Raw genomic sequence first — 25,151 nt, 5'->3', positions numbered from 1 at the left:
TTCAAACATTTTTAATCATTTGTATTCTCCTATTTTTTTCACATTTTCCCTATAAAAACTTTTTGCAGCAAATATCAGAGCCTTTCGGCTTTGTTCTGTAAGGAAATTTTTCATCGTATCCGCGAAAGCGGATAGCAAATAAATTTGCGAAAAAAGTTTTTTCCGTGCTTTTGCAACAAAGTGAAAAAGCATATATAATAATGCGACGTTTGCCGAAAGGCAAACTCGGCAGATAAACAGTGAGGCTGAATTCCTGCCGAACTGTTTATCATACCTCCCCATTATATTTATAGAAAATATTTGAAAAAAATAGTAAATTAGAAAAAAATTCATTTGCGAAGTTGAGCGTGAGCTCAACGCTTTGCGCTCGCTGCGGTTAAATAATGCCCTTACAAAATTACCGAAGTTGTGGTATAATAGAATTAAGGAGGCTTTTTATGCATACAATGACTATGACAAATAAAGTGTATCAAGCATTGGAACTGGCGGTAAAAATTACCGGAGCGGCTAAAGATACCGTCTTGGAAAACGCCCTAAGCCGCTATCTTGCCGAATTGCAGGAAGATGCCGAAGATGCTCAGCTTGCCGAAAAAGCGTGGAATGACTTTGAGAAAAGCGGGGAAAGGACATATACCATTGCTGAAATGCGGTGTGAGTTGGGACTATGAAAGTCATCTTGACGGAAACATTTAAAAAGCAACTAAAAAAATTGGACGCGGCAATCTCAAAGCGTGTTTTAGATTACCTTGAACAGATAGAACTTCTTGATAATCCGCGTTCCCGCGGAAAAGCACTTACTTCAAATCTTTCAGGACTATGGAGATACCGCGTCGGTAATTACCGTATTTTGTGCCGTATACATGATGATAGATTGATTATTACAGTCATTGAAATCGGACATCGCTCAACGGTGTATCGATGAGCGGTCTCAGCCAAGAAAAAGTGGAAGCGATTAATTAATTGGCAGTGGACAGCCTCGATTTTTCATAAGTTTAGCTGTTTATTTCTTAGTTTCATAAAAAAAATACTTTGCGAAGTTGAGCGTGAGCTCAACGCTTTGCGCTCGCTGCGGTTAAATAAAAAATAAACTGCAGAGAGGGCGGCTTACTTTTCAGGCAGGCTGTCCAGAGGTTTTTCTTCTTCCGGGGCCTTTGAGATAAAACATCCTTTTTGATTATTTCTGTGCTGAACAATTATCCGAGCATCAGGATTTTCTCTTTCTTTAATTCCGCTCATTAAAAGGGGATATATTTTAGCTTCTTTTTTGGGGCTTCTGTTAAAGATTAGGATCAAGGCCTCGTCTTTAAAAGCATCCATCATGTAAAAATCGCCGTCGCCGTCGCCTGCTATTAAAACGGGAGCCTTGTTTTGGTGTTTCGGGGCAAGGACTTTTTTTATTGCTTCGGCCTTTCCTTCTTTTCTTGTTGCAGGAATCGAGGTGTTGTCTATAACGGTAAGCTTTTTATTTTCATCAAGGAGCCTTCTTCTTCCGAAAACGTTTTTACTGTCCAGCCTATATCCATATTTTGGGTTGGATGCAAAAACGCGGACATTGTCTTCTTGGGAGGCTGAGCAAATATAGACTTCGATTCCGTTTTTCCTTAAAGCCGAAAACAAGTCTTGCATTTCTTCTTGAACGCGTAAGCCCTTTCTATAGCCGCCCTCTACTTCTCCGGATCTTCCTTTTAAAACTGATGAAGATCTTACTCTATAAGTTTTTATTTCGTCTTTTAGGCCTTGATCTATTGCCTTTTCGGTAAGGACCGAAAGTTCTTCTATCGTCATGCCTGTGCTTACGGATTGGCCGATGTCCACACCGCAAAGGGAGGCTGCTCCCCGCATTAAAACAAGCATCTTAGCTCTAAAATCTATAAACTCTTCGGTCAATGTAATTTCTGCAAGGCTCATTTTTCCGCTAAAACCCAAATAATTTTTATATAGAAACTCGTAGCGTTCGTTTAGATCGTCGGAAAGTTCTCCGGCAGTTAAGGCTCTGCCTTCAAGGTTTATTGTATGGGGCAAAATCTCATCTTGAGGAATTCCCGCCCTTATGGTTTGATTAAATTCTTCGGGGTTTAAATTAAAACAAAGATTTTCAATTTGGTACACAAAAAGATTATCCTGCGTGTCATAAAAAATTGAAGTAAAATCCCAGTCAAAAACGGCATAATTTCCGTTAAAGGCCTTTTCTCTTATCAGTTTTTCAAGCCTCTTTTTATTTTGAGGCTCCCAATTTCCTGTTTTTAAAATTAAAGCGTCATCGTTAAGCATAATGGCATTATGAATAAATTGCAAAATAAAGTCAATCGGAGGGGGAAAGAATTGAAAGTTTATGGTTTGATACTATGGTCGTAATACTTCATGCAAACCGATATGTCTCCCTTCTTAAATTAATTATAGTTTGTCAATTTCTTCTTTGCTTAAGCCGGTAATTTTTGAAATTATGTTTAAATCAAAAGCTTCATGTTTCATAATCCTGGCCGTTTCAATTGACTTCTGATAAGCTCCATCCGCAAAGCCTCTTTCAATACCTTCTTGATAACCCACATGTTTCCATGAGGCCTTGTCATGTTCGTATTTCATACGGTTTTCATATAGCCATTTTTCTTTTGGGCTCATTTCCATTATGTTTATTGTTGCATTGGCTTTTGCCATTATAGGTGATTCTTGTGCCAGCATATTACGTACCTCCTCATCATCGGTTTCGATAAATCTCAGCCAGTTATAAAGTTTCTTTTTCTTTTCATCCTGCCCAATGTTTTCATCGTCTTTAACTTTGGCTAAGTTTAAAAAGTGGATTTCAAACTCATCGGAAAGCCTGTCGTTTATGTGCTTTTCTACCACATTATACTCGCTGTGTAAAAGTGAGTTCAAATTAAAACCTTCACCCACTATGTTTATTGTAATACATTTGGGCAATTTTGTATATACTTCACCTGTTTTTAAATTTTCCGTATACATTTTAGCCCAATAAAAGATGGTTCGCTGGACAAACTCGCTATTCCATCTGTTTTGAATTTCGACGTCGATAATGGTATTGTTCTTTAGGCGTAATTTTACGTCTAAGACACCGGTTTTATCGCTTATCGAATCTTTATGAAACTCTTTATCAAGAAGTTCCAAGCCTGCGATATTCTCAGGTGGAATGTCTAAGATACATTCTAATAAATCCTGCAGAACATCTTTATTTTCTTCAGTTCCGAATACTTTTTTAAAAGCGTAGTCATTTCGAAGAGTTACTTTAAACAATTTTTTCATTTTCTACCTCATATAAAAATTATTTTCAAAGAAGAAAGCTTTTTCTCCTTCCATAATTATTGTATGAATAGTTTGCACTAGATAGTAAAATTTGAAAAAATAAAGTAGTTGAATGACCAAATAATTACATATATTCAATTAAAATTCTTTTTGTTTTTTGCTGTTAAAGTAAAAACTGAAAATAAACCAAAAGAATGTGTAGAAGTCTTTTGCAGCCCTTTTCAAAATTGTGTCATTGTGATACACTTACATTTATGAAATGTGTTGTTTTTACAGGAGGCGGAACGGGGGGGCATATTTTTCCCGGACTTGCCGTTGCCGAGGCCTTGAGCTCTTCTTTGGAATGCAGAATAGTTTGGATCGGCTCTGCTAAGGGAGTTGACCGCAAAATAGTTGAATCTTCCGAGCTTTACTCGGCTTCTCCTTCAGTTCTTGAATTCATAGGTATTCCTGCCGGAAAATTGAGGCGGTATTTTAGTTTTCAAAACTTTATAGATGTTTTTAAGGTTGCTGCAGGCTTTATAAAGTCCTTTTTTATTCTTTTAAAGTTAAAACCTGTTTTTGTTTTTTCTAAGGGCGGCTTTGTTTCGGTGCCTCCATGTGCCGCTGCAAAATTCTTAAAAATTCCGGTTATCACTCACGAGTGTGATTTTTCGCCCGGCCTTGCAACAAGGATTAATTCTAAATTTGCAAACCGTATTTTGGTTTCATATCAAGAAACAGCGGAGCTTTTGCCGGCTTCTCTCCGTTCAAAGGTTATATGTACGGGGAATCCCGTCCGCTTAAGTTTTTATTCGGGCAGGCCAGAAAAGGGGCGTTCTTTTTTAAACATAAAATCGAACTTACCTGTTTTGTTTGTTTTAGGCGGAAGTCTCGGTGCAAGACAGTTAAACGATTTGATTTCCGATTCAATCGAATATCTTGTAAAGCATTTTGTTGTGGTTCATCAGATTGGGGAAGCCAATATGGATCAGGGACAAAAAATTAAAGAAGGCCTTTTAAAGTCCTCCCCCGAATTTGCAGAAAACTATAAACCCTATCCCTTTATAAAAAAGGAGATGGCCGATGTTTTAAGCCTTTCTTCGATTGTGGTGTCGCGGGCAGGAGCCAATACGGTTTGGGAATCGGCAGCTGCCGGTAAGCCTATGATTTTGGTTCCTCTTGAAAAGGGAAGCTCCCGCGGCGATCAAATAGAAAATGCCGAATTCTTTAAGAAAAAAGGTTCCGCAGAAATTCTTTTGGGCGAAGATGTAAGGCCCGATATTTTTATAAGGCTTTTGCGGGATCTTGGTTTTGAAGAAAACATAAGCGGAAACGAAAGGCTAAAAAATATGGCTCAGGCTTCTGCCGCCTTGGCAGGTGAAAAACCTGCCCTCGTAATTGCTGACTTTTTAAAAAGCTTTTTTACATCTAAGAATGAAGATCTTTAAGCAGGATTAAGTGATGGAGAATAATTAAATGCGGATAGGAAGTGCCGATATAGTTTTTTTGATTATATTAAGTTTTTTTGTTATTAAGGTTACCGTAACCGGTTTTATAGACGAGTTTTTTTCAAAGGCTGCGGTTATTGTCGGCGGACTTGTAGCTTTTTTGTTTTATAAATTGCTTACCCCTGTAATTACCGAGCTTCTTGGAGGAAAATCCTTATCTGCCGTGATAGCCTTTTTGATTTTATTTTTATCTACTTATTTGATTATAAAATTGGTTCAAGTTTTTTTAGGCTCCCTTTTTTCAAGCGAGTCATTAAAAAATTTGGACAGGTCATTAGGTTTTTGTCTGGGCCTTGTAGAAGGCTTGATTGTCATAGGAGTTATCCTCATGCTTATCAATATCCAAACCTTTGTTTCATTCGATAAAATATTAAGTGAAAGCATTTTTGCGAAAATCCTTTCTCCATTTATTTTAGATATTACCAAGCAGTTTTAGGAGTTGGATAAACCTTGCAAAAAGTTTTTATAGGGGGTATGATAAACAGTTCGGCAGAAATTCAGCCTCACTGTTTATCTGCCGAGTTTTGTACATACGGTACAAAACATCGCATTATTGTATGTAGTTTTGCATAAAGCAAAACTACTTGAAAAAACTTTTTTCGGAAATTGATATTTCCTGCAAAAAGTTTTTATAGGAGTTGTAGATGTTTGAAAATCTCATAGATCAAGAAGCGGGGCTTAGGCTCATTCAAGATATAAAACAAAAAAAACTTCCGCCTTCGATTTTGTTTTCGGGGCCTGAATGTTCGGGGAAGCTGACCGCAGCCCTTGAGCTTGCCCGCTCCGTTTCTTGTACCGAATCGGGGAACTGGACATGTACCTGTTCTTCATGCCTAAGGCAAAAAGAGATGATCGCTCCCGACGTTCTTATTTTGGGAGCACGGGACCACAGCCCCGAAATCAAGGCTGCCTGCGAGACCTTATTAAAAACAAAAACTCTTTCTTCGAGATATTTATTTTTGCGGGCTATTAGAAAACTTACCGCCCGATTCGATCCCCGTCTTTGGGATACGGATGAAACAAGATTCGTTAAAGCCGCCCCTGTCATTGCAGAGATTGAAGAACTTCTGGCCGATCTATGTTCCGGTCCTATCGAAACTATAGATGACAATGTGCTTAACAAAACTGCGGAAGCTCTTGTTTTAAAAGCCGCAAAACTTCAAGACGAATGTATGTACGATACTATTCCCATAAATCAGGTTAGAAAGGCTTCATCATGGGTACGCCTAATGCCTTCTGGAATCAAAAAAGTATTGATTGTCGAAAATGCCGATAAGATGCAGGAAGGTGCTAGAAATGCTTTTTTAAAAATTTTAGAAGAGCCGCCTTCTTATGCCGTCTTTATTTTAACCACCGCTCATCGGGGAGCGATTATGCCGACGATACTGTCAAGGGTACGCACTTATACTTTTAAAGAAAGAGATAAAAAATCCCAAGAAGAAGTTATAAGACGGGTTTTTAAAGGAGAGCCTTGCCATGAGCCCTTCGGTAAGTTTAATCTTTTAAGCTCTTACCTTTACGGCTTTTTACCGGTAAGTTTTCGTGCGATTCAAAATGCGGCAGCCTTATTTTATGAGTATGTTTTTTTGCTCATAGACAGGCAAAATAAAATTCTCCCCTCGGCTCTTTATAATTCGATCTCAAATTACAAAAATAAAAACAAGTATGACAATTCAAATTGCACGGTTTCAAACATTGTAAATCTTTTAAATAAATGTAAACCTCATACGATTTATATTTTGTTCTTAAACAGCCTTTTATTTTTTTTACAAGACGGCTTAAAAAATGAAGAATGTTCCGCTTTGGAAGTTGAATCTTATTTTAAAATAACGGCTTTAATAAAAAATGCCGAAGCTGCCGTAGATATTTTTAACATCTCGCCTCAAGCGGCTTTAGAAAACTTGGCAGAAGAAATTAAGGAAAAACTTATATGAGAGAGTTTATGAGAAGGGGAATACAAAAATCCCCAAACATGAATGAAGCTCAACTGCGTACCTTTGTAAAGCTGCTTGCAAACGAGTATTCTCTATTGGATTCAGTAATGGATTCTTTAAATGACGGTGTTATAGTTGCAGATTCCGAAAATAAGATTATAAAATCGAATAGGGCTGCAGAAAGAATTTTAGGCACCTCTTTTAGAGGAACCTCTCTTAGAAGCACTTCACTTGGCGGTTCCGCTTTAGGAGAAGGCCATGAAAAAAATGTCTGGGAACATATAAAGATTCAGGATATTGCCGACTTTGTTTCTTCGGTTATTCAAAATGAAAGCGGACAAACTTCAAAAGAGTTTAACCTCAAAGCCGATAAGCCTGAAGGTAAAAATAAATATATTGAAGTTTCGGTTCTTCCCTTGGTAAACGAAAAGAAAATTCAAGGTACGATAATTATGATTGCGGATATTACCGAAAAAAGAATTGAAGAAATTAAAAACCGCCGCCTTGAAAATCTTGCAAGCCTTACAAATGTTGCAGCTGCCGTTGCTCACGAAATAAAAAATCCTCTTGCGGCAATCAGCATTCATTTACAGCTTTTAAAGAAAAATTTTACGGCTTGTAATTTATCCATAAACCAAAAGGCTCAAAAACATATAGGCGTTATCGAAGAAGAAATTGAAAGGCTCAATAAAATCGTGGTGGATTTTTTGTTTGCCGTGCGTCCCTTAAAATTCGAATTTGTTCCCGTAGATATAAATGCCCTTTTAAAGAATTTGTACGATACTTTTTTTGACGAGTTTAATGACAGCGGTATAGCTATTTCTCTTAGCTTTTCAAAGGAGCTTCCTAAGATTCAAGGCGATGAAAGATTTTTGCGGCAGGCATTTATGAATGTCCTAACAAATGCAAAATCCGCAATGCCTAATGGAGGCTTTTTGGATATATCGACAAAGGCTGTAAACGATTTTATTATTGTAACTATTTCGGATTCAGGGCAGGGTATCTTACCCGAGGATATGCATAAAATATTTGAGCCTTATTTTACGACAAAACATGACGGAACGGGTTTGGGGCTGACCATGACATATAAGGTTATAAAAGAACATGGAGGAGACATAAACGTTTATTCGGATTACGGCATGGGAACAAGTTTTAAATTTTCTCTTCCGATAGAGCGTAAGGGTGCAATGCTTTTACTCTCCGATAAAACTTTCGATTTTGATTCGGTAAAGGATATAAAATGAAATTCAGTATTTTGGTTATTGATGACGAAAAAAATATTCGTGAAGGCCTTGCGATGGCCTTGGAAGATGAAGGCTATGAAGTAATTACTGCCGATAACGGAAAAACAGGTTTGGATATTGCCTTAAAAGACGAAGTCGATCTTGTAATTACCGATCTAAAAATGCCTGAAATAAGCGGTGAAGAGGTCTTACGCGAAGTTATTTCAAAAACTCCGGGGGTTCCCGTAATTGTTTTAACCGGACACGGGACGGTAGAAACGGCTGTTGAAGCCATGAGGATGGGGGCCTATGATTTTTTAACCAAGCCCTTGGATTTGGAACGCCTTTTTCTTTTAGTAAAAAGAGCCTTACAAAACAGGGCCCTTGTTCTGCAAAATAGGGCACTCTTACATGACATTGAAACCAAACAAAGTTTTGAAAATATTATAGGCAAGAGCCCTCTTATGGAAAAGGTTTTTGAGAATATAAAAAAAGTTGCGCCGACAAAGGCCAGCGTCTTAATTACCGGAGAAACCGGAGTCGGAAAAGAATTGATAGCTCGAGCCATTCATAATCTTTCAAACCGTAAAGATAAGCCCTTTGTTCAAGTCCACTGTGCGTCCTTTGCCGAAAGTCTTTTGGAGTCCGAGCTTTTCGGTCATGAAAAAGGAGCCTTTACAGGGGCCGTACAACGCAGCCGAGGCCGCTTTGAAATTGCAAACGGCGGTTCTCTTTTTTTGGACGAAATAGGCGAAGTCAATCAAATGATACAGGTAAAACTTTTGCGGGTTCTTCAAGAAAAAAAGTTTGAGAGGGTAGGAGGTTCTGAAACTATTAGCGTAGATACAAGGATAATCGCCGCAACAAACAGGGATTTGGTAGAAGAAATAAAAAAAGGAAATTTTAGGGAAGATCTTTATTTTAGATTGAATGTAGTTCATATTCACGTGCCTCCCTTGCGTGAACGCAAGGAGGACATTCCTCTTTTGGTTGCTGCCTTTATCAAAGACTTTGCAGAGGAGAACGGTAAAAAAATAGATTCTATGGAACCTCGTGCAAGAGCTGCAATTTATAATTATGAGTGGCCGGGAAATATAAGGCAGCTTCAAAACTGTATTCAAAGTGCCGTTGTAATGAGCTCCGATAATGTAATTCACTTTGACGACTTACCGGAAACATTGCGCGAAAAGGCCGAGGCTTCTTCAATCCGTATACCGATGGGAGTAAATATGGCCGAAGCCGAAAAGCAAATTATTTTGCAGACTCTTGCAAACCAAAATAATAATAAATCCAAGACAGCCGATATTTTAGGAATAGGCCGAAGAACCCTCCATCGAAAACTTGATGAATATGATGCGGAGATTAAAGATGATACTTCGCGAATGTTGGAAGGAAAAGAAAATCAATCCAAAAAGGAAAAAGTAAATGGCAAAAAATAAATACAGCGAACCCGATTATTGGTCAAAAAAAGCCTTTGCCGAAAATTATCCTGCTCGTTCCGTATACAAACTTGAAGAGATGAATAAAAAATTTAATCTTTTTTCTCCTAATGATAAGGTTCTGGATTTGGGAGCGGCTCCCGGAAGCTGGACCGTCTATGTCTTGCGCTTTTTAAATAAGGAGGGAAGGGTAACTGCCGTCGACTTAAAGCCCTTGGATTCTTCAGTATATGATGAGAGGCTTAATTTTTTTCAAGGCGATATGTTCGATAAGGGAATTATAAAATCGGTAAAAGAATTGGGACCTTATGATGCGGTTATCTGCGATGCGGCTCCTGCAACAACAGGAAACAAAACCGTTGATACGGCCCGTTCCTCAGGTTTGGTAGAGCTTGCGCTTTATTATGCTCAAGAGCAGCTTAAACAAGGCGGTTCATTTGTCGTAAAGATATTCCAAGGCGGAGATCAGCAGATCCATTTAAACAATTTACGAAAATGTTTTAAGACTGCAAGGGCCTTTAAGCCGGAAGCATGCCGCAGTTCAAGTTTTGAAACCTATTTAATAGGTTTGGATTTTAAGGGTTAGAATCTTCCCTGTTGATTATTTTATCGATTATAACATTTATCTGAATAATCAATATACCTGTGTACCGCTCTATTTGTTCGATTATATATTTTTGGAGTTGATTGATCTTTCCGGTCAGCTGTGTTCCAAAAGGAATATCAACAGTCAGATCTAGTCTGTATCCGCCTTCTTCTTTTTTGATATTGAGCTTTTTAATAACTACTTCTTTATCGTATTCTTCAATACAATTAAATACCATTTGAGTTAAAGCGGATTCGGATATTTCTACCGTACCGACTTTTGAGAATTCTGGGCGGACTACGGATTTTTCAAAAAGCTTTGATTGTTCGGTTCCTACGAAGGGTGTCTTTTTGTTTTTAAAAAATAGGCGTATCTTGTCGTAAAAGATTTGAGGGTAGGTGCGTTGTACTTCTATTGAAGGAACAGGTATAACATGTTTGCCTTCAACCCGCCTTGACCTCATTGCAGTTTCAATTTCTTCTCTGCTTGCAATGTCTTCAATTTTAATTATTTTTTGAGGTTGAGGAATTTGAAGACGGGCGGCAATCTTGTTTACCATCTTTTCGGAAGTTCCCAATATTAAAATCTTTTTAAAGCTATGGGATTGTAAAGCCTTTGCCACCCCGTCTCTATGTTTTTTATCGTCAAATAAGGCAACCTTTACGGCCGCCAAAAAAGTTTTTTCTCTTTTTGCAGATTGGCCTGCAATTATCTTATCGTTATAGATTAAAAGCCCATCATCGATGATGAGCTTAATGCCGTATTTTTCGGCAAGCAGTTGAGCCCTAAAGCTCTTTCCCGTTCCGCTTTCACCGACAAGGGCATAAACCGAGACTCCTTTAATCTTCCATGAAATCTTTTTTAAAATTTTTTTAAAATCGATCATCGGTTCTTAGTTTCGTTCCGATAAGGTTAAGCTTAAATCGACAAGTTTTTTCCCTCTGACAATTTTAACCTTTACCGTTTCACCGGGTTTTTTATCCTCCAGTACCGAATAATAATCTGTTATGTTATTTATCTTTTGTCCGGCTATTTCGACAATGATATCGCCGCCTATGTAAAAGACGGAACTGTATCTGCCCACTCCTGACCGCACAGCTTCATTTCCTCCGCGAAGGCCGGCCTTTGCCGCATTGCTTCCTTTTTTTACTTCGGAAACAAGGAGACCGTAAGAAACGGGGAGTTTTGCATAAGAGGCTAGTCTTCCTGAAACTTGAACCAAATCGGCATCGATGGAACCGCGGATAACCTTTCCGTATTTTAAGATATCTGCAACAACTCTTTTAGCCGTATTTACGGGAACAGCAAAGCCTACTCCGGCTGAGCTTCCCGATGTGGAATAGATCATGGTATTTATTCCTATCATTCTTCCTTGAGTGTCTAAAAGAGGACCGCCTGAGTTTCCGGGGTTAATTGCCGTATCGGTTTGAATCATATTTTTGATGATAATGTTTTTATCGTTTTGAATCGGGCGTTTCAGTGCCGAGACTATTCCGTCTGTAAGAGTTCTTTCCAATCCGAAAGGGTTTCCGATAGCTAAAACTCTTTGGCCGACTTTTAAATTGGTTGAGTCTCCTAATTTTATTACCGTAAGTTTAATATTTTTAGGCGGATCAAATTTTAAAACAGCCAAATCGTTTTCGGCATCCGTTCCTACTACTTTTGCCTCGTACTGACTTCCGTCAGAAAGAGAAATATAAATCTTTGAAGCTTCTGAAATTACATGTGCATTGGTCAGTACCAATCCGCTTTCGTCGATTATGGAGCCTGAACCCGAACTGCCTTCAACCGGAACAGGCTCAAAAAACCAGTTTGCTCCCATAGTTTCGGTGGTTATGTTTACGACAGCTTCATTGGTCGATTCATATACACGAATATTCTGTGATTCGGCAGGAGTATAGCCCATGTATCCTGCTTCATTTGCAGTGTTTAAAGCTGCCGTATTTCCATGCTGCTGCATATTTAAATTGTGCGAATTTTCCGTCTGAGCAAATCCGTTTTCTGCACTTTCTTCAAAATCGGCAGGGTTGCTTGAGGTTCCGCTTTGAATTCCAGTCGAGCCGGCGTTTCCTGTACTATATTTTATACCGGCAAAAAAACCTGCACTTGCAAAAATAACCGCTGCAATGAGCGAAAATACGAGGGTCTGTCTTCTACTATAAAGTTTCATAATGCCTAAAATTCTCCTATAATTATAGTCTATTAAAAATACCCCCTATTTGTCAAGCGTGGACGTAAAATCTCACAGTGTCTATTTTATATTAGATTTAAGGTGAGGCAAATCCGGCACTATACGAATAAATGATACTGTGATATAATGGACTAAAAATAGGAGCTGTTTATGTCTGCTGGTGAAATACCTATTGGCGAAATTGCTTTGCAAATTGTCCTTTCCGTTGGAATTATCGTTATTGTTGCAAAGTACCTCGGCCTTCTTGCAAAAAAACTGAATATTCCGCAAGTTGCGGGTGAAATTGTTGCAGGGCTTTTATTACGCTACCTGCCTTTTTTTCGTAATTTCGGCGGAGTCGAACCGAACATTATCTATGCCGAAACCAATCAGTTTATCGGATATATGTCGGAAATCGGCGTTATCCTGATTATGTTCTCTGCCGGATTGGGTACTAATTTAAAATCACTTGTTGCATCCGGTATCAAATCCACAGTGATCGCTGCTTGCGGCGTTATCGTTCCATTGGTTTTAGGTACGGCTATGGCCTTAGGGTTTTGGGGTTTCGACGGTTTTGGAACACCCGTATTTTATCAAGCCCTATTTATCGGGACTATTTTAACGGCGACTTCGGTGAGCATTACCGTTGCCGCATTGAAAGAGCTGGGAAAGATAAATTCGGAAGTCGGACAAACAATTATCAGTGCTGCAATCATCGATGATGTCTTAGGCATTATTGCATTAACGGTTGTACTCGGTGCAAGTTCCGGTAAGGGCGACTACCTCGCACTTATTATAAAAACGGCAGCGTTCTTTGCCGCTTCGTTGGTAGTAGGCTATGTGATTTACCGAATCTTCAAATGGTATGATAAGAGGCATCCTCATACTCACCGTATTTCGATTTACGGGCTAGGGGTTGCGTTGATTTTTGCCTATTGTACCGAACGATTTTTCGGTATTGCCGATATTACCGGTGCCTATGTTGCAGGGGTTGTATTATGCAACTTGCATGATGCTTCCTATATGGAAAAGAAAATAGACATTAATTCGTATATGTTTTTTAGTCCTATCTTTTTTACCTCTATCGGACTTAAAACGGACTTTAGCGGACTGAATATGAGCTTACTATGGTTTTCGATAGCCTTTGTGCTTGTCGGTTGTATCAGCAAAATAATCGGCTGCGGCGGTTCAGCATTGACGTTGGGCTTTAAGCGGAAGGAATCGCTCCAGATAGGGCTGGGAATGATGGTGCGCGGTGAAGTAGCCCTCATCGTAGCTCAAAAGGGACTTGCGGTAGGGATGGTTAAAGCCGAATACTTTGCACCGGTCATTTTGCTGATTATCGTTTCCTCCATGATTGTGCCTATTTTGTTGGGAAAAGCATTTTCGGATAGGACTTTTGAACCTCCAATGAAAGAACAGGTGTAGCATCTTGACTTCAATCCGCCTTGATCTAATTGCAGTTTTGATTTCTTATTTTTAAATTCCCCTATTTGCCAAGCGTGGATTGAAAATTCTTCCGTTTTTTGATATACTAGTCCCATGTCTGTAGTTTCTCTTGTATTCCAGATGCTTGGAAGTTTAGGTTTAATCTTATACGGAATGAAAATGATGAGTGACGGTATTCAAAAAAGTGCCGGCGAAAGTCTACACCGTACGCTCAATTTTATGACGGGAAACAGATTTTTAGCTGTTTTGACGGGTATAGTTGTTACCGGCATTGTTCAATCTTCCGGTGCTACAACCGTTATGACCGTTTCATTTGTCAATGCAGGAATGTTGAGTCTTCAACAAGCTATAGGCGTAATTTTCGGTGCAAACATAGGTACTACCGTTACGGCATGGATAGTTTCATTACTCGGTTTTAAATTTTCTATAGCAAGCATAGCCATTCCTGCCTTCGGAATAGGCTATTTTTTAACATTTTTTAAAAAACTTAAAAAAGATAATCTGGGTGAGGCCATCATGGGCTTCGGCCTCCTTTTTACCGGATTGGACTTTTTGGCTTCAGCCGTGCCGAATATTTCGGGTGAACATATTGCCCTTTTTTCTCTTTTTAGACAGACAGGTATTCATAGTATTATAATCGGTGTTATCCTCGGCTTGGTGCTTACCGTTTTTCTCCATTCATCTAGTGCGACAACTGCGGTTCTTTTGACGATGGCTCATACCGGGGTAGTCGGCTGGGAATTTTCTGCGGCTGTAATTTTGGGAAGTAACGTAGGTTCTACAGTAGATGCGGTATTGGCCTCAATAGGAACAAAGCTCAATGCGAGGAGGGCAGCGGCCGTACACGTTTTGTTTAATGTTGCAGGCAGCGTTTTTACACTGGCTTTTTTTACGCCTTTTTTATCCTTAGTGGATTTGATTTGCCCTTCAAGCAGTCTTATGACTAAAATTGCAGTGTTCCATACCTTGTTCAATGTAATCAACACTCTTGTCGCCATTCCGTTTGTAAATCAGATTGCAAAATTTGTGTGCTGGCTTATTAAACCCAGAGAAAATGAAGAGCCTGCCCGCTATGTTCTTACCTTTCAAGCACCCGGTATGAAAGAAAACACGGAGGCCTACGTGCTTAGGGCCGAGGTTGAAATTCTTAAGATGTCCAATATTGTCCGGGAAATGTTCAGCCTTTTGCGTTCTCTTTTAAGTAAGGAAGAAAATGTTTCAAGAGAATTTGTTATAAGGCAGTTGACCGAAAAAGAAGATTATACCGATCAGATGCAGGAAGAGCTTTCTGTATACCTTATTAAAACTTCTCAGCTTTCTTTATCCGAAAAAAACAGAAAGAATGTACGCCTTATGCTCGGTATTGTAGACGATATAGAAAATATGACCGATCAGATTTTTGAGCTGGGGCTTTTTATAAACCGAAGTATAGAATTAAAAATGCCCATCAGCCAAGACGATATGGATAAACTTTTACCCTATATGGGGATCGTAAATCAGTTTATTCATTTTGTCCACGAGCACTTAAATAAACCTCTTGCAGCGGAGCAGCTTGCAATGGCCCACGAAATGGAAGAATCTATCGATGCGATGAGACAACACCTAAAGCATCTTGCCCGTACCCGCTTGGAAAAAGGTGCAAACGTAAAGGCCGAGCTTTTGTACATCGACATGGTCCGCAACTTGGAAAAAATAGGAGATTTTGCTTTTAGTATTTCGCGTGCCCTTGCCGAAACCGAATAAGAATTTTTACCACCACTATTTACAATACAATTCTGTCGTTGTCTTGCCTTTTTAGCTTGCCTTCTTTTTCGAGAAGGTTAAGAATCGGAAGAATGTATTTGCGGGAAAGGCCGGTTACCTCCCGTGCATCGGCTATCGAAATCTTATCCCCTGTTTTGTATTTTGCAAATAATGAATTTACGGCCTTTTTGTAAAAATCCGTATGGTAGTGTAAAAAGTTTTCAAGGCAGATCAGCTTACCTAATTTTATCAGGTCTCTGGCTTCTTTTCGGGCTTGAGGGAGCTTTATCTTGTCTATTTCGATGCCTTCAAAACCCGCCTTAAAGGCTGCATCCAAAAGGGCCTTTGCATTTTTAGAAATATCGTCGCCCGTTCTTCCGCTCAGTTTATAAACATGAGCTTCTTTTTCCAGTTTTTTTTCATCGCAAAGTTTTTTTAATACTGTAGTTTTTACCCTTTGCGGAACAGGTAAGTCCACTTCTTCAAGGGTAAAACCTGCCTGACTTTCTTGAGCCGTTTTTAAAATTTTATTTTCCCAAAACTCAAGCCGCTTTTTTAAAAAACGCCAAGAGCCATACTCGATGACTTCATTTTTATCCGATGTGAGCTCTTGAGTTTTGATTTTAGTATCCTCGACAAAGCCTTCAATATTAAACTTGTAGCTGTGAATTGAAGGAAGTTCCTTATCCCTGTAAACCTCAAAGGCTTCCTTAAACTGTATTCTTTTATAGCTTGGAAAACTTGCGAGCACTCTGGCCGAGGCTAGAATTTCGCTTCCGCCGTGCCTTATTAAAACGGCTCTTTGATTCCAGGCAGAGGCAACGGGCTCTTCCAAAGAAAGACGGCCCAAGCTCCTGTCGAATTGGTTTAAGTGAATGCTGCCTATTGCATGGGCACTTCCGAGGGCTATTTCTATTTCGGCATGATTCTTAAAGCCCCCTTCCTTGTTTGTAAAAACTTCATCGATGCGTACTAAAAGTTCTTTTCCGCTTAAAACAAAATTTGAATCTTTTTCCGCTAAGAGCATTCCTCTTTCAAGATTTGTTTTTTCTCCCAGTTTTAAGTTGAGGGCTGTCCGCGTGCCGGGCTCTATTTTTTCAACATCCTTATGATGGTTTTGTATCGATTTAATTCTACATTCTTCATTTGAAGGATATATCTGTAGGCTGTCTCCGGTGTGAAGACCTTTTCCTCTTAATGTTCCCGTAACGGTGGTTCCTATGCCTTTTAGGACAAAGACCCTGTCTACATATAAAAAGGGAGTAGGCGGGTTTTGTTTTTTTGATGAAGAAAGAAGTTTTGTAATTTCGGCTTTGAGTTCCTCGATGCCGCTTCCGGTAAGGGAAGAAACGGCAACGGCAGGGAGTTTCCTTCCGATTATTTTTTCGCATTGGGCATTGGCATCTTCGATTAGAAGTTCAAGCATGTCCTTTTCTGCAAGGTCCGATTTTGTGATTACAAGAAGAATGGATTCTATCTTCATGGCCTTTAGTACACGCAAATGATCGGAGGACATCTGCATCCAGCCGTCATCGGCTGCCACTATTAAAAGAGCCGCATCCAAACCCCATGTGCCTGCAACCATGTTGCGGATAAAGCGTTCATGGCCGGGAACATCTACTATGCCGACAGTACCGTGAACAGGATCTTCAAGCGAAGCAAAGCCGAGCTCTATGGTCATCCCCCGCTTTTTTTCTTCAGGCAGATGACTGGTTTCAATTCCTGTAAGCCTTTTTACCAAGGCAGTCTTTCCGTGGTCTACATGTCCCGCTGTTCCCAAAATATACGGCATTCTTTCCCCCAATCAATATTATCGTATTCAGAGCATTTTAGCATAACTAAGGGATTAGGGGAAGTGGGAGATGATTTGTGCGTGTACTTGACAAGCCGTTTTTTTTGTATTACACTTGTAATACGGAGGTTGCCATGACAACAGTAAGACTTCCGGTAGAGTATGAACAAAGGCTTAATTTTCTATCTACCGTAAAGAAAAAGAATAAAAGCGATTTAATAAAAGAAGCTCTTGATATGTTGTTCCACAATGAAGAAATGGAAATTGATTCGTATGAGCTGGGAAAAGAATATTTCGGCAAATACGGGAGCGGAAACTCAAATCTATCGGTTTCTTATAAGCAAAAAATCAAGGAGAAAATAAATGCTAAATACCGTCCTCATTGATACAGGTCCCCTTATTGCTTTGTTTGATAAAGACGATAAATATCATTTAAGTGTTATAGACTTTATCAAAGACGGTAATTATAGATTTGTATCAACCATTGCAGTATTAACCGAAGTAATGTATATGCTTGATTTTAATATAAAAGTTCAAATTAATTTTTTAGAATGGGTAATGAAAAAAGGGCTTATTATTCATGATATTAATAAAAACACTATCAAGAGAATCTCCGAATTAATAAATAAATATTCCGACAGGCCAATGGATTTTGCGGATGCAACATTGGTAGCCGCTGCAGAAGAGCGAGGAATCAATCGGATAATCAGCATAGATTCGGATTTTGATATCTATCGCCTGCACGGTAAATTAAAGATAGAAAATATATTTAAAAAGAGATTTAAATAAGCTCCTATAATTACATATCATATTCTTCAGGTCTGATGTCCGGTGCTTTATCCAAAACGGACAAAAACTTTTCTTTAGAGCCTTTTTTTGATCGTTTTTCAAGATAGTTTTCGGTTTGTAGTGCTGTCAATTTTTCGCCTATTGCAGCCGTTATAAACTGATTGATAGAAATGTTATCGAATTTGGAAACTTCTTTTACCATTGTATGGTATCATATATGATGCTTATTTCTTTGTCAATCTACTTTGTTTAATACCTGCATATTTTTTGCACTTTCGCCAACAAGATAAACTCTACAAAAAACGATTGACAACACGTGTTAATACGTGCTATAATGCTCTTGTAGGTAAAAATGAAATATACATATCCTGTTATTTTTGAAAATGATGATGGAAAAATAGGGGTTAGAGTTCCCGATATTTCCGGCTGTTTTACATTCGGAGACACAGTAACTGAAGCTATAGAAATGGCAGAGGATGCCATAGCTATGATGCTTGCCCATTATGAAGATAACAATCAAGCAATACCAAAAGCCAGTAATATATCGGACGTAAAAATAAAAGACGGATTTGTAAACTATGTTATAGCTGATACGGATAAATGGCGCAGGCAATTTTCAGAAAAATCGGTGAAAAAGACGGTTACCATTCCGGCATGGTTAAACTACAAGGCCGAAACTGCCAATCTTAATTTTTCGCAAGAATTGCAAAATGCCCTTAAAGCAAAATTACAGGTTGGGGTGTAGTAAGAGAATGTAATACTGCTAACTTTACGAATGAGTAGTAAATATATAGGAAATGATGTATAATAATAAAATATTTATTTTAAGCGGTGTACATACCGCTGTACAAGGTGTGTTATAATATGAAACAGATAAAAACACTGCTCACAGCAGAAGAGAAAGTAAATTTGCAGTTGCTGGAAATAACGGACGGGATGTTAACAAGAGTAACTGATTCCAATAAGCTCATAGGTAGTCTTGTGCTGCCGGATAGTGTTGTTGAGATTGGTATGGGGGCATTTTACTGCTGCACCGGTTTAACAAGTGTTAAGATACCCGATAGTGTTCATAAGATTGACAAGTGGTCTTTTTTCTCATGTACCGCCTTAACAAGTGTTGCTATATCGAAGAGTGTTACTGAGATAGGTTCAATGGTTTTTACAGGTTGTATCAACTTAACAAAGCTTACTGTTGATAGTGCAAATCCTGTCTATTGTACTGAGAATAATATTATTTACACAAAAGATAAGAAAAAACTGATAGCTGCAGCAAGCGGTTTGGAGCATATTGTGATACCTGATAGTGTTACCGATATTGGCGGACCATTTTATGACTGCACTCGTTTAGCAAATCTGACTGTTGGTAGTGAAAATACTGTCTATTATAGTGAGAATAATATTATTTACACAAAAGATAAGAAAAAACTGATAGCTGCAGCAAGTGGTTTGGAGTCTGTTGTTATACCTGAAGGTGTTACTGAGATTGGTGAGCATGCATTTTCCGCCTGTTCCGTTTTAACCGATGTCGTCATACCTAATACTGTTACTGATATTGCTAAGTCTGCATTTTACGGCTGTACTCGTTTAACAAAGCTTATTGTTGATATTGAAAATCCTGTCTATTGTAGTGAGAATAATATTATTTATACAAAAGATAAGAAAAAACTGATAGCTGTGGCAGGCGGTTTGGAGCATATTGTTATACCTGATACTGTTAGCGATATTGGCGGATGGGGATTTTTCGACTGCACTCGTTTAACGCATCTTAGTGTTGATAGTGAAAATCCTGTTTATTGTAGTGAAGGCAACATTATTTACACAAAAGATAAGAAAAAACTGATAGCTGCAGCAAGCTGTTTGAGGTCTGTTGTTATAGCTGACGGTGTTACTGAGATTCCTTCATGGGGATTTTCCGCCTGTTCCAATTTAACCGATGTTGTGATTCCCGATACTGTTACTGAGATTGGTGATATGGCATTTTTTGACTGTAGTTTTTTGACTAATGTTATAATACCTAATAACGTGACGACGATTGGTGATCATGCATTTTCCTACTGTAGTAAGCTAAAAACGGTAATCATAGACTCTGCTGTTGTAACAGATATCGAAGATAATGCTTTTGAAAATGTACATGCCGATGTGCATTTTACCGTGAAAACCGATAAAGTAAAAGCATTGTTGAAAAAGAGCGACAGCAGTATACGGGATGAGCAGATTACGGTCGTACAAGTTTGTGAATAAGATTAGGATCAGCTCATAGAGAATCGGCTTCTTTGGTAAGCTTATAATGGAGTTAATTATAATGCAAGAACAAATCAGCTATGGCTATTAGGTTAATTTTGCGTTTTACAATTTATCAAAGTTAAATTCACTAAGACTCATTGTTTTTTTCCATTCAATCCATTTGTTTACTGAATTTACAACTGCTTCACAATATTTATCTGATGATAGCGTTATAGGGCGGTAAGTTGGATAGCATGGATGATAAGCATTTATGAATACAACATTACTAAAACAATACATATTGTTCTTTTTGGTATATGGTATTGGTTCTATTTTTATTGCTTCTCTGAAATTTAGTTGTTTACTTAAAAGATTTAGTGTATTCCCACATATAATAATATCAGGTCTAATATTTTTTATTTGCTTCTGCACAATTAATCGAGTTTTTTCATTCTCAGGACATAGATAATTCTTTCTAAAAATCTTCATTTTTGTAGAAGATTTGCCAAAAGTTTTATTTAAATTAATAATTGCGGTCTGTCTTAGATAATCTGTTTGTTCTGATTTAGAACTCTGTTTTCCATCTAAAATGAGTGAATTAATCTTAGCAATATTTTTCCATGTTTTCCATTTCCCTTTATCTAATTCAGCCGCATTTTTAAAATGTTCTATGGAGAATTTACCATTCGTTTCTTTTAATATCCAAAGTATTTTATACTTTGCCTTTTGGAATAACTTTAAATCAATAATTCCATCTTCATATTTAGAATTAATTTGATGAATCTCATCGGTACAGTTAATTTGTTTTCTTTCTTCTTCATAATCCATTTTATTTCACTCCTCTACTGAAATAGACTTATGATTAACAGTATAGTTTCTTATAGTATCAGAATAACACCTGATTTACATATATCCTTCTCTCTTGGATTTCCAATGAGTGAAGTTTTAAAAATAAAACTCCACTCATTATTGAGTTAAATTTCAACACATTTAAGCATTGATAGATTGATTTTGTTTGTAGAAACTCCTGTTTCTTCAGCAAGACCTTCTTTTATACAAGCATCAATATGCTTTGAAGAATCTTTAGTTACTTTAAATCTTGTTCCTTTGAGAATTCCATTGAAAGAATTTGTAACCTCATAATAAACAATTTCTTTTGCCATACTTGACCTCCTATAAATTTATTTTTAGATCGAAATAAATGTTATAGGTCGGTTCCGCACCTACCTGCCTTTAGTCAGATTACTTCGACCCTTCTTCACTATATCATAAAACCCGATAGGCGTCAACATAAAATGCTCAAATAAGATAGCTCTTATGAATACCTCTTTTATTAAAAAAAATATTACAAAATTGATTTCTGTGAGGCAGTAGACTAATATTGAGTATTCTGATAAAATATAACGGTATCATGGAGATGCAAATTATGAATCAGAAAGATCAAGAATCGAGATATAAGATTACAAGGAAGAATGAAGGTGACATTTTTATTGCTGAAATAGAATTTTCTATATATGAATATGAAAACCTCGATTTCGTAATTATGTATTTCTGTTACAATAATCAGACACATAATAGTGTAGAGCAGTTGATAGACAAATACAGAAGTAATGGTTTTGAAACTTGTATAATCGGTTGTATTAAAAGTCTTGATGAGGTAATTGATTATACGGATGATAAAGTTTATTCTTCATTTAAAAACTTAACAAGCAAGTTTGATCTTCATCTGGATTCCGCTACGGATTTTGATTTTGAAAACCTCATACAGTTTTGTATTTCAACAGAAATAGGTAACTACATGTCTGTGAGTCCGCATGACATGAAATATCGGCCTGATACTAAAATACAAGTCATTTCTGTAGAAGCAGACACTATACAGAATCTAATTAGTGTACTAAAAACGAAAACAAATTATTTGTTTAAAAATAATTCAGCTAAATGCAACAGATTTATGATTTCTGCAATGACAAAAGATAAAGATTTTGAAGATGGAACTCATGATTATGAGCAAATTTGTGAAGCATTTGACGAATACATGGTTGAAGATGCTGATTGTTTATTGGCTGGCTGCACAGAAATGCCTGATGTTTTTACATCTGAAAAAATTAAAGTTATATTAATTTTTTGTGATAAGTGATTTGTCAAGACCTGAATTTAGGATTTTGGGAGAGAAAATTGAAGGTTGGGGTGTAGCCAAACAATAATTTTGATTGCGCTTTTTAGTATGCCCATCAAATCAAATTTTAGAGCGGATATCTGAAAATACATCTTTATGGGAAAGCCTAACATTGGTGGAAGCAGCCTGAAAATCAGCCTCATCAAGTCTATTTTCCACATTATCTGTAAGACTTTCGTACATATCAAGACTCATTAGTACCATAGAACCGTGGCCGTTTTTTGTAAGAAACACAGGACTTTTATTTGAAATAATAATATTCTCTATTTCTGAAAATTTATTTCGTAAATCTGAAACAGGTCTTATTTGCATCATTGACACCTCCAATAAAAACTCTCATATCATAATCTTATCATAATTTTATCAAAATATTCAATATGTCTATATAAAAAATTATGCAATATCGGCTTGACAAGTGTGCCGAGAAAGAGTATTATATTACTTAGTAATATTACTAAGTAATATAATTGGAGGGTAAGATGGAAGCCTGCAAGCGTACGGCAGATACAAAAGATCTGATACTTAAAAGTGCAAAAAAATATTTTCTTGAATACGGCTATCAGGCGGCTCCTCTTAGGAAGATTGTATCGGAAGCAGGATTTACGCCCGGAGCATTATACGGCTATTTCAACTCAAAAGAAGAGCTTTTTTATGCAATTACCGATCCGGTAGCAAATAAGTTGATGGAGGTACTTGACCGTATCCGAAGCGAAATGGATGCTTTGCCCAAAAAAGAACGGCTTTACGGTATGGGCAAGGTCTACTACCCGAATATTCCTAAAATCGTTGATATTTTGATTGCGGATAGAGATGCCGTAAAACTCATTGTAAACGGGGCAAAGGGGACAAAGTACGAGAATTTTCTTGATACCATAGCCGGACGAAACGCTTTGACTATCAGTAAAACCGTAAAAAATATTGAAGAAAAAAACATTTGCCCTATTAAAGAACAGACGATAGAAGTTTTGATGGAAGGTTATATTGCAACACTGTTTAGGCTCATCATTTCGGACAAGGACAGGGAAACAATTATCCGGTGTATGGAAATGATAGGAAAAATATATGAAACGGGAATTATCGCACTTATACAAAAGGAATGGGGGAATGAAAATGACATCTGAAAAGATTTTTGAGATTCCGCAAATGTCTGCGGATTGGATTAGGAATGAACTGAATAAGAAATTTCAACCTGATGAGGCTGAAAAAAAGTATCGGGAGGTTATTGAAACCTACGAAAAGTTTGCAAATGATGCACCGAGCATCGGCGGCAAAGACAATCCGATGTCTAAAAACTTTTACGGAGCCCTTTCGGCCTTTGCGTATTATGAATGTATGAACCGCAGTATGCTGCCCGATGAAATTACGGCTATGTGTTACGGTATGATGATCGGCAATAAAAAAGGCGGTCAGCTTTCGCGGTTCAACCTTAACAACAGGCTGGTGCAAAAACTCTTTCACGGGCTTTTCGGTCTGAGAGCACGCAAGCTGAACAAGCACAAAGAAGACGGCTCATGGAACAATACATGGGGAATGAAAATAAACCCGCTGCATCACAAAGAAGGAATCAGCATTCACCTGATCGGATGCCCCATTGCCGATTTTGCAAAAAAGAACGGATACGGTGAATTGATGCCGTATTTTTGCGAAACGGATAAGGCGGTTATGGAACATTTCGGCGGCACTCTTTACAGAGAACACACCGTTGCCGACGGATACGAAGACTGCGACTATTGGATAAAGAACAAAGGCGAATAAATCTTTTTCCGGCAGTTTTTTCAATGCCTTGCTTTTTTGTAAAAAATCGCTTATAATCGGCTTCCAATGAATCTTGAAGCTTTTATTTTAGGCTGCGGCGGAATGATGCCGCTTCCATATAGACATTTAACATCGGTTTTGCTTCGCCGTGAGGGCGATTTGTTTTTGTTTGATTGCGGAGAGGGTACTCAGGTTGCCCTGCGCCGCCTAAACTTGCGCTGGAAAAGAATCAATGCTATTTTTATAAGCCATACCCATGCCGACCATATAACGGGTCTTCCGGGACTTCTGATGCTTTCATCCCAAGTTGACAGGGAGGAACCTCTTTACATAATAGGTCCTCCAAAGGTTGCCGAATATGTGGAAACCAGCCGGAAAGTTTTAGATATGTATATTAATTATGAAATTATCGTAAAAGAAATAAGGGAACCGGGAGTCGTTTATTCTACCGAGGAATTTCAGGTACGTTCTTTTTGGCTGGATCATACAAAGCCCTGCATGGGATACACCTTTGAAGAGTTTGAAAGGCCGGGGGAATTTAATCCCGAAGCTGCAAGAGCCTTAAATGTTCCATGCGGCCCCCTTTGGTCAAAGCTCCAAGGCGGAAATGAAGTAGTCTCCGCTGATGGAAAAACTATCCGCCCCCAAGATGTTATGGGCCCTAAAAGAAAGGGCAGAAAATTCAGCTTTGTAACCGACACAAAATATTTACCCTCCATTGCTCAAGAAGTAAAATATTCCGACTTTTTTGTATGCGAGGGGATGTTTGAAAAAGGTATGGAAAAAGATGCTGCCGAAAAAAAACACATGACCTGTACGCAGGCGGCTCAAATCGCTAAGGATGCCGAGGTCAAAAAGATGGCCCTAATTCATTACAGTCCGAGGTACACCGATAACGAGCTTAAAGTTCTTTTGGACCATGCCAGAGAAGTTTTCCCCGAAACGATCCTTTCAAAAGACAGAATGAATATTCAATTGGAATATGAAGACTAAAAATTCTTGTAAAGCCTATTTTATAATTTGACATAAATCTGAAAACAGTGTATAATTTATTAAATTTGTTAGATTAATTGTCTATAAGAAACTTAATTCTTAATTTTTTGGCAATTAACATACAAAAAAGG

27 protein-coding genes are annotated in these 25,151 nt (G+C 38.0%); 18 read left to right on the top strand and 9 right to left on the bottom strand.

Annotated features, from left to right (window positions below):
- The first annotated feature begins 437 nt into the window (after positions 1-437).
- On the top strand, positions 438-668 hold the full coding sequence (locus TDE_RS09390; RefSeq protein WP_002669806.1) for a hypothetical protein: 231 nt from the start codon (positions 438-440) through the stop codon (positions 666-668).
- A complete protein-coding gene (locus TDE_RS09385; protein WP_002679713.1) occupies positions 665-922 on the top strand; it encodes a type II toxin-antitoxin system RelE family toxin in 258 nt (85 codons plus the stop codon). The genes TDE_RS09390 and TDE_RS09385 overlap by 4 nt, the downstream gene beginning before the upstream one ends.
- A gap of 182 nt (positions 923-1,104) precedes the next feature.
- Here TDE_RS09385 and TDE_RS09380 read toward each other — a convergent pair whose 3' ends face one another.
- Positions 1,105-2,271: an HAD family hydrolase gene (locus TDE_RS09380; protein ID WP_002679711.1), complete on the bottom strand. Its 1,167-nt coding sequence runs from the start codon at positions 2,269-2,271 to the stop codon at positions 1,105-1,107.
- A gap of 123 nt (positions 2,272-2,394) precedes the next feature.
- On the bottom strand, positions 2,395-3,258 hold the full coding sequence (locus TDE_RS09375; RefSeq protein ID WP_002679709.1) for an Rpn family recombination-promoting nuclease/putative transposase: 864 nt from the start codon (positions 3,256-3,258) through the stop codon (positions 2,395-2,397).
- Between the two features lie 254 nt (positions 3,259-3,512).
- On the opposite strand from TDE_RS09375, the gene murG reads away from it, so the two are divergent.
- The 6 genes from murG to TDE_RS09345 all read left to right on the top strand — a co-directional run bounded on the left by murG (position 3,513) and on the right by TDE_RS09345 (position 9,930).
- Entirely contained in the window at positions 3,513-4,688 is a 1,176-nt protein-coding gene (murG, locus tag TDE_RS09370) for an undecaprenyldiphospho-muramoylpentapeptide beta-N-acetylglucosaminyltransferase (protein WP_010957113.1), read from the top strand.
- Positions 4,689-4,716: 28 nt separating this feature from the next.
- Positions 4,717-5,184 (top strand): CvpA family protein, encoded by a 468-nt coding sequence (locus tag TDE_RS09365; protein ID WP_002679705.1) that lies wholly within the window; start codon positions 4,717-4,719, stop codon positions 5,182-5,184.
- A gap of 208 nt (positions 5,185-5,392) precedes the next feature.
- On the top strand, positions 5,393-6,682 hold the full coding sequence (locus TDE_RS09360; protein ID WP_002679703.1) for a hypothetical protein: 1,290 nt from the start codon (positions 5,393-5,395) through the stop codon (positions 6,680-6,682).
- Positions 6,679-7,926 carry a two-component system sensor histidine kinase NtrB gene (locus TDE_RS09355; RefSeq protein ID WP_002679701.1) on the top strand — a complete coding sequence of 416 codons (1,248 nt, stop codon included), beginning with the start codon at positions 6,679-6,681 and terminating at the stop codon, positions 7,924-7,926. The genes TDE_RS09360 and TDE_RS09355 overlap by 4 nt, the downstream gene beginning before the upstream one ends.
- On the top strand, positions 7,923-9,344 hold the full coding sequence (locus tag TDE_RS09350) for a sigma-54-dependent transcriptional regulator (RefSeq protein ID WP_002675346.1): 1,422 nt from the start codon (positions 7,923-7,925) through the stop codon (positions 9,342-9,344). The genes TDE_RS09355 and TDE_RS09350 overlap by 4 nt, the downstream gene beginning before the upstream one ends.
- Positions 9,331-9,930, top strand: a complete 600-nt coding sequence (locus TDE_RS09345) for an SAM-dependent methyltransferase (RefSeq protein WP_002669797.1) — start codon at positions 9,331-9,333, stop codon at positions 9,928-9,930. The genes TDE_RS09350 and TDE_RS09345 overlap by 14 nt, the downstream gene beginning before the upstream one ends.
- Here TDE_RS09345 and TDE_RS09340 read toward each other — a convergent pair.
- Positions 9,920-10,816, bottom strand: coding sequence for a hypothetical protein (locus TDE_RS09340; RefSeq protein WP_002679695.1), 897 nt, complete (start codon positions 10,814-10,816; stop codon positions 9,920-9,922). The genes TDE_RS09345 and TDE_RS09340 overlap by 11 nt on opposite strands.
- 6 nt (positions 10,817-10,822) lie before the next feature.
- Entirely contained in the window at positions 10,823-12,100 is a 1,278-nt protein-coding gene (locus TDE_RS09335) for a S1C family serine protease (RefSeq protein WP_002679693.1), read from the bottom strand.
- A 171-nt stretch (positions 12,101-12,271) separates the two neighbouring features.
- Here TDE_RS09335 and TDE_RS09330 point away from each other — a divergent pair, with 171 nt between their 5' ends.
- Both TDE_RS09330 and TDE_RS09325 read left to right on the top strand, forming a co-directional pair.
- Entirely contained in the window at positions 12,272-13,528 is a 1,257-nt protein-coding gene (locus TDE_RS09330; RefSeq protein ID WP_002679691.1) for a cation:proton antiporter, read from the top strand.
- Positions 13,529-13,642: 114 nt separating this feature from the next.
- The gene (locus TDE_RS09325; protein WP_002669793.1) at positions 13,643-15,292 is read left to right on the top strand and encodes a Na/Pi cotransporter family protein; all 1,650 of its coding nucleotides are present in this window, start codon (positions 13,643-13,645) and stop codon (positions 15,290-15,292) included.
- 19 nt (positions 15,293-15,311) lie between these two features.
- On the opposite strand, the gene selB is transcribed toward TDE_RS09325, so the two are convergent.
- A complete protein-coding gene (gene selB / locus TDE_RS09320) occupies positions 15,312-17,084 on the bottom strand; it encodes a selenocysteine-specific translation elongation factor (protein WP_002679687.1) in 1,773 nt (590 codons plus the stop codon).
- Positions 17,085-17,218: 134 nt separating this feature from the next.
- Between selB and TDE_RS09315 the strand changes: the two genes are divergently transcribed.
- Positions 17,219-17,470 carry a hypothetical protein gene (locus TDE_RS09315; protein ID WP_002669791.1) on the top strand — a complete coding sequence of 84 codons (252 nt, stop codon included), beginning with the start codon at positions 17,219-17,221 and terminating at the stop codon, positions 17,468-17,470.
- Complete coding sequence (locus TDE_RS09310; protein WP_002679685.1) at positions 17,448-17,873, top strand: type II toxin-antitoxin system VapC family toxin; 426 nt, start codon at positions 17,448-17,450, stop codon at positions 17,871-17,873. The genes TDE_RS09315 and TDE_RS09310 overlap by 23 nt, the downstream gene beginning before the upstream one ends.
- A gap of 10 nt (positions 17,874-17,883) precedes the next feature.
- Here TDE_RS09310 and TDE_RS09305 read toward each other — a convergent pair whose 3' ends face one another.
- Complete coding sequence (locus TDE_RS09305; protein ID WP_002679683.1) at positions 17,884-18,075, bottom strand: hypothetical protein; 192 nt, start codon at positions 18,073-18,075, stop codon at positions 17,884-17,886.
- A 150-nt stretch (positions 18,076-18,225) separates the two neighbouring features.
- On the opposite strand from TDE_RS09305, the gene TDE_RS09300 reads away from it, so the two are divergent.
- Positions 18,226-18,618 carry a type II toxin-antitoxin system HicB family antitoxin gene (locus TDE_RS09300; protein WP_002679681.1) on the top strand — a complete coding sequence of 131 codons (393 nt, stop codon included), beginning with the start codon at positions 18,226-18,228 and terminating at the stop codon, positions 18,616-18,618.
- A gap of 119 nt (positions 18,619-18,737) precedes the next feature.
- Positions 18,738-20,114: a leucine-rich repeat domain-containing protein gene (locus tag TDE_RS09295; protein WP_010957111.1), complete on the top strand. Its 1,377-nt coding sequence runs from the start codon at positions 18,738-18,740 to the stop codon at positions 20,112-20,114.
- A gap of 105 nt (positions 20,115-20,219) precedes the next feature.
- Here the strand turns inward: TDE_RS09295 and TDE_RS09290 are convergent, their stop codons facing one another.
- A complete protein-coding gene (locus tag TDE_RS09290; protein ID WP_002679677.1) occupies positions 20,220-20,924 on the bottom strand; it encodes a hypothetical protein in 705 nt (234 codons plus the stop codon).
- Between the two features lie 146 nt (positions 20,925-21,070).
- The gene (locus TDE_RS09285; protein WP_002679676.1) at positions 21,071-21,259 is read right to left on the bottom strand and encodes a hypothetical protein; all 189 of its coding nucleotides are present in this window, start codon (positions 21,257-21,259) and stop codon (positions 21,071-21,073) included.
- Between the two features lie 263 nt (positions 21,260-21,522).
- On the opposite strand from TDE_RS09285, the gene TDE_RS09280 reads away from it, so the two are divergent.
- Positions 21,523-22,233 (top strand): hypothetical protein, encoded by a 711-nt coding sequence (locus TDE_RS09280; protein WP_002679673.1) that lies wholly within the window; start codon positions 21,523-21,525, stop codon positions 22,231-22,233.
- Between the two features lie 99 nt (positions 22,234-22,332).
- Here the strand turns inward: TDE_RS09280 and TDE_RS09275 are convergent, their stop codons facing one another.
- Positions 22,333-22,587 carry a type II toxin-antitoxin system Phd/YefM family antitoxin gene (locus TDE_RS09275; protein ID WP_002679671.1) on the bottom strand — a complete coding sequence of 85 codons (255 nt, stop codon included), beginning with the start codon at positions 22,585-22,587 and terminating at the stop codon, positions 22,333-22,335.
- A 164-nt stretch (positions 22,588-22,751) separates the two neighbouring features.
- On the opposite strand from TDE_RS09275, the gene TDE_RS09270 reads away from it, so the two are divergent.
- The 3 genes from TDE_RS09270 (at position 22,752) to TDE_RS09260 (ending at position 25,020) form a co-directional block, all read left to right on the top strand.
- Complete coding sequence (locus TDE_RS09270; RefSeq protein WP_002674943.1) at positions 22,752-23,393, top strand: TetR/AcrR family transcriptional regulator; 642 nt, start codon at positions 22,752-22,754, stop codon at positions 23,391-23,393.
- A complete protein-coding gene (locus TDE_RS09265; RefSeq protein WP_193328953.1) occupies positions 23,383-24,027 on the top strand; it encodes an L-2-amino-thiazoline-4-carboxylic acid hydrolase in 645 nt (214 codons plus the stop codon). The genes TDE_RS09270 and TDE_RS09265 overlap by 11 nt, the downstream gene beginning before the upstream one ends.
- A gap of 66 nt (positions 24,028-24,093) precedes the next feature.
- A complete protein-coding gene (locus tag TDE_RS09260; RefSeq protein WP_002679668.1) occupies positions 24,094-25,020 on the top strand; it encodes a ribonuclease Z in 927 nt (308 codons plus the stop codon).
- The last annotated feature ends 131 nt before the right edge of the window (positions 25,021-25,151 follow it).

It is taken from the genome of Treponema denticola ATCC 35405 (assembly GCF_000008185.1).
GTDB classification, from domain to species: domain Bacteria; phylum Spirochaetota; class Spirochaetia; order Treponematales; family Treponemataceae; genus Treponema_B; species Treponema_B denticola.
This window is presented reverse-complemented; position numbering and strand designations above follow the sequence as displayed.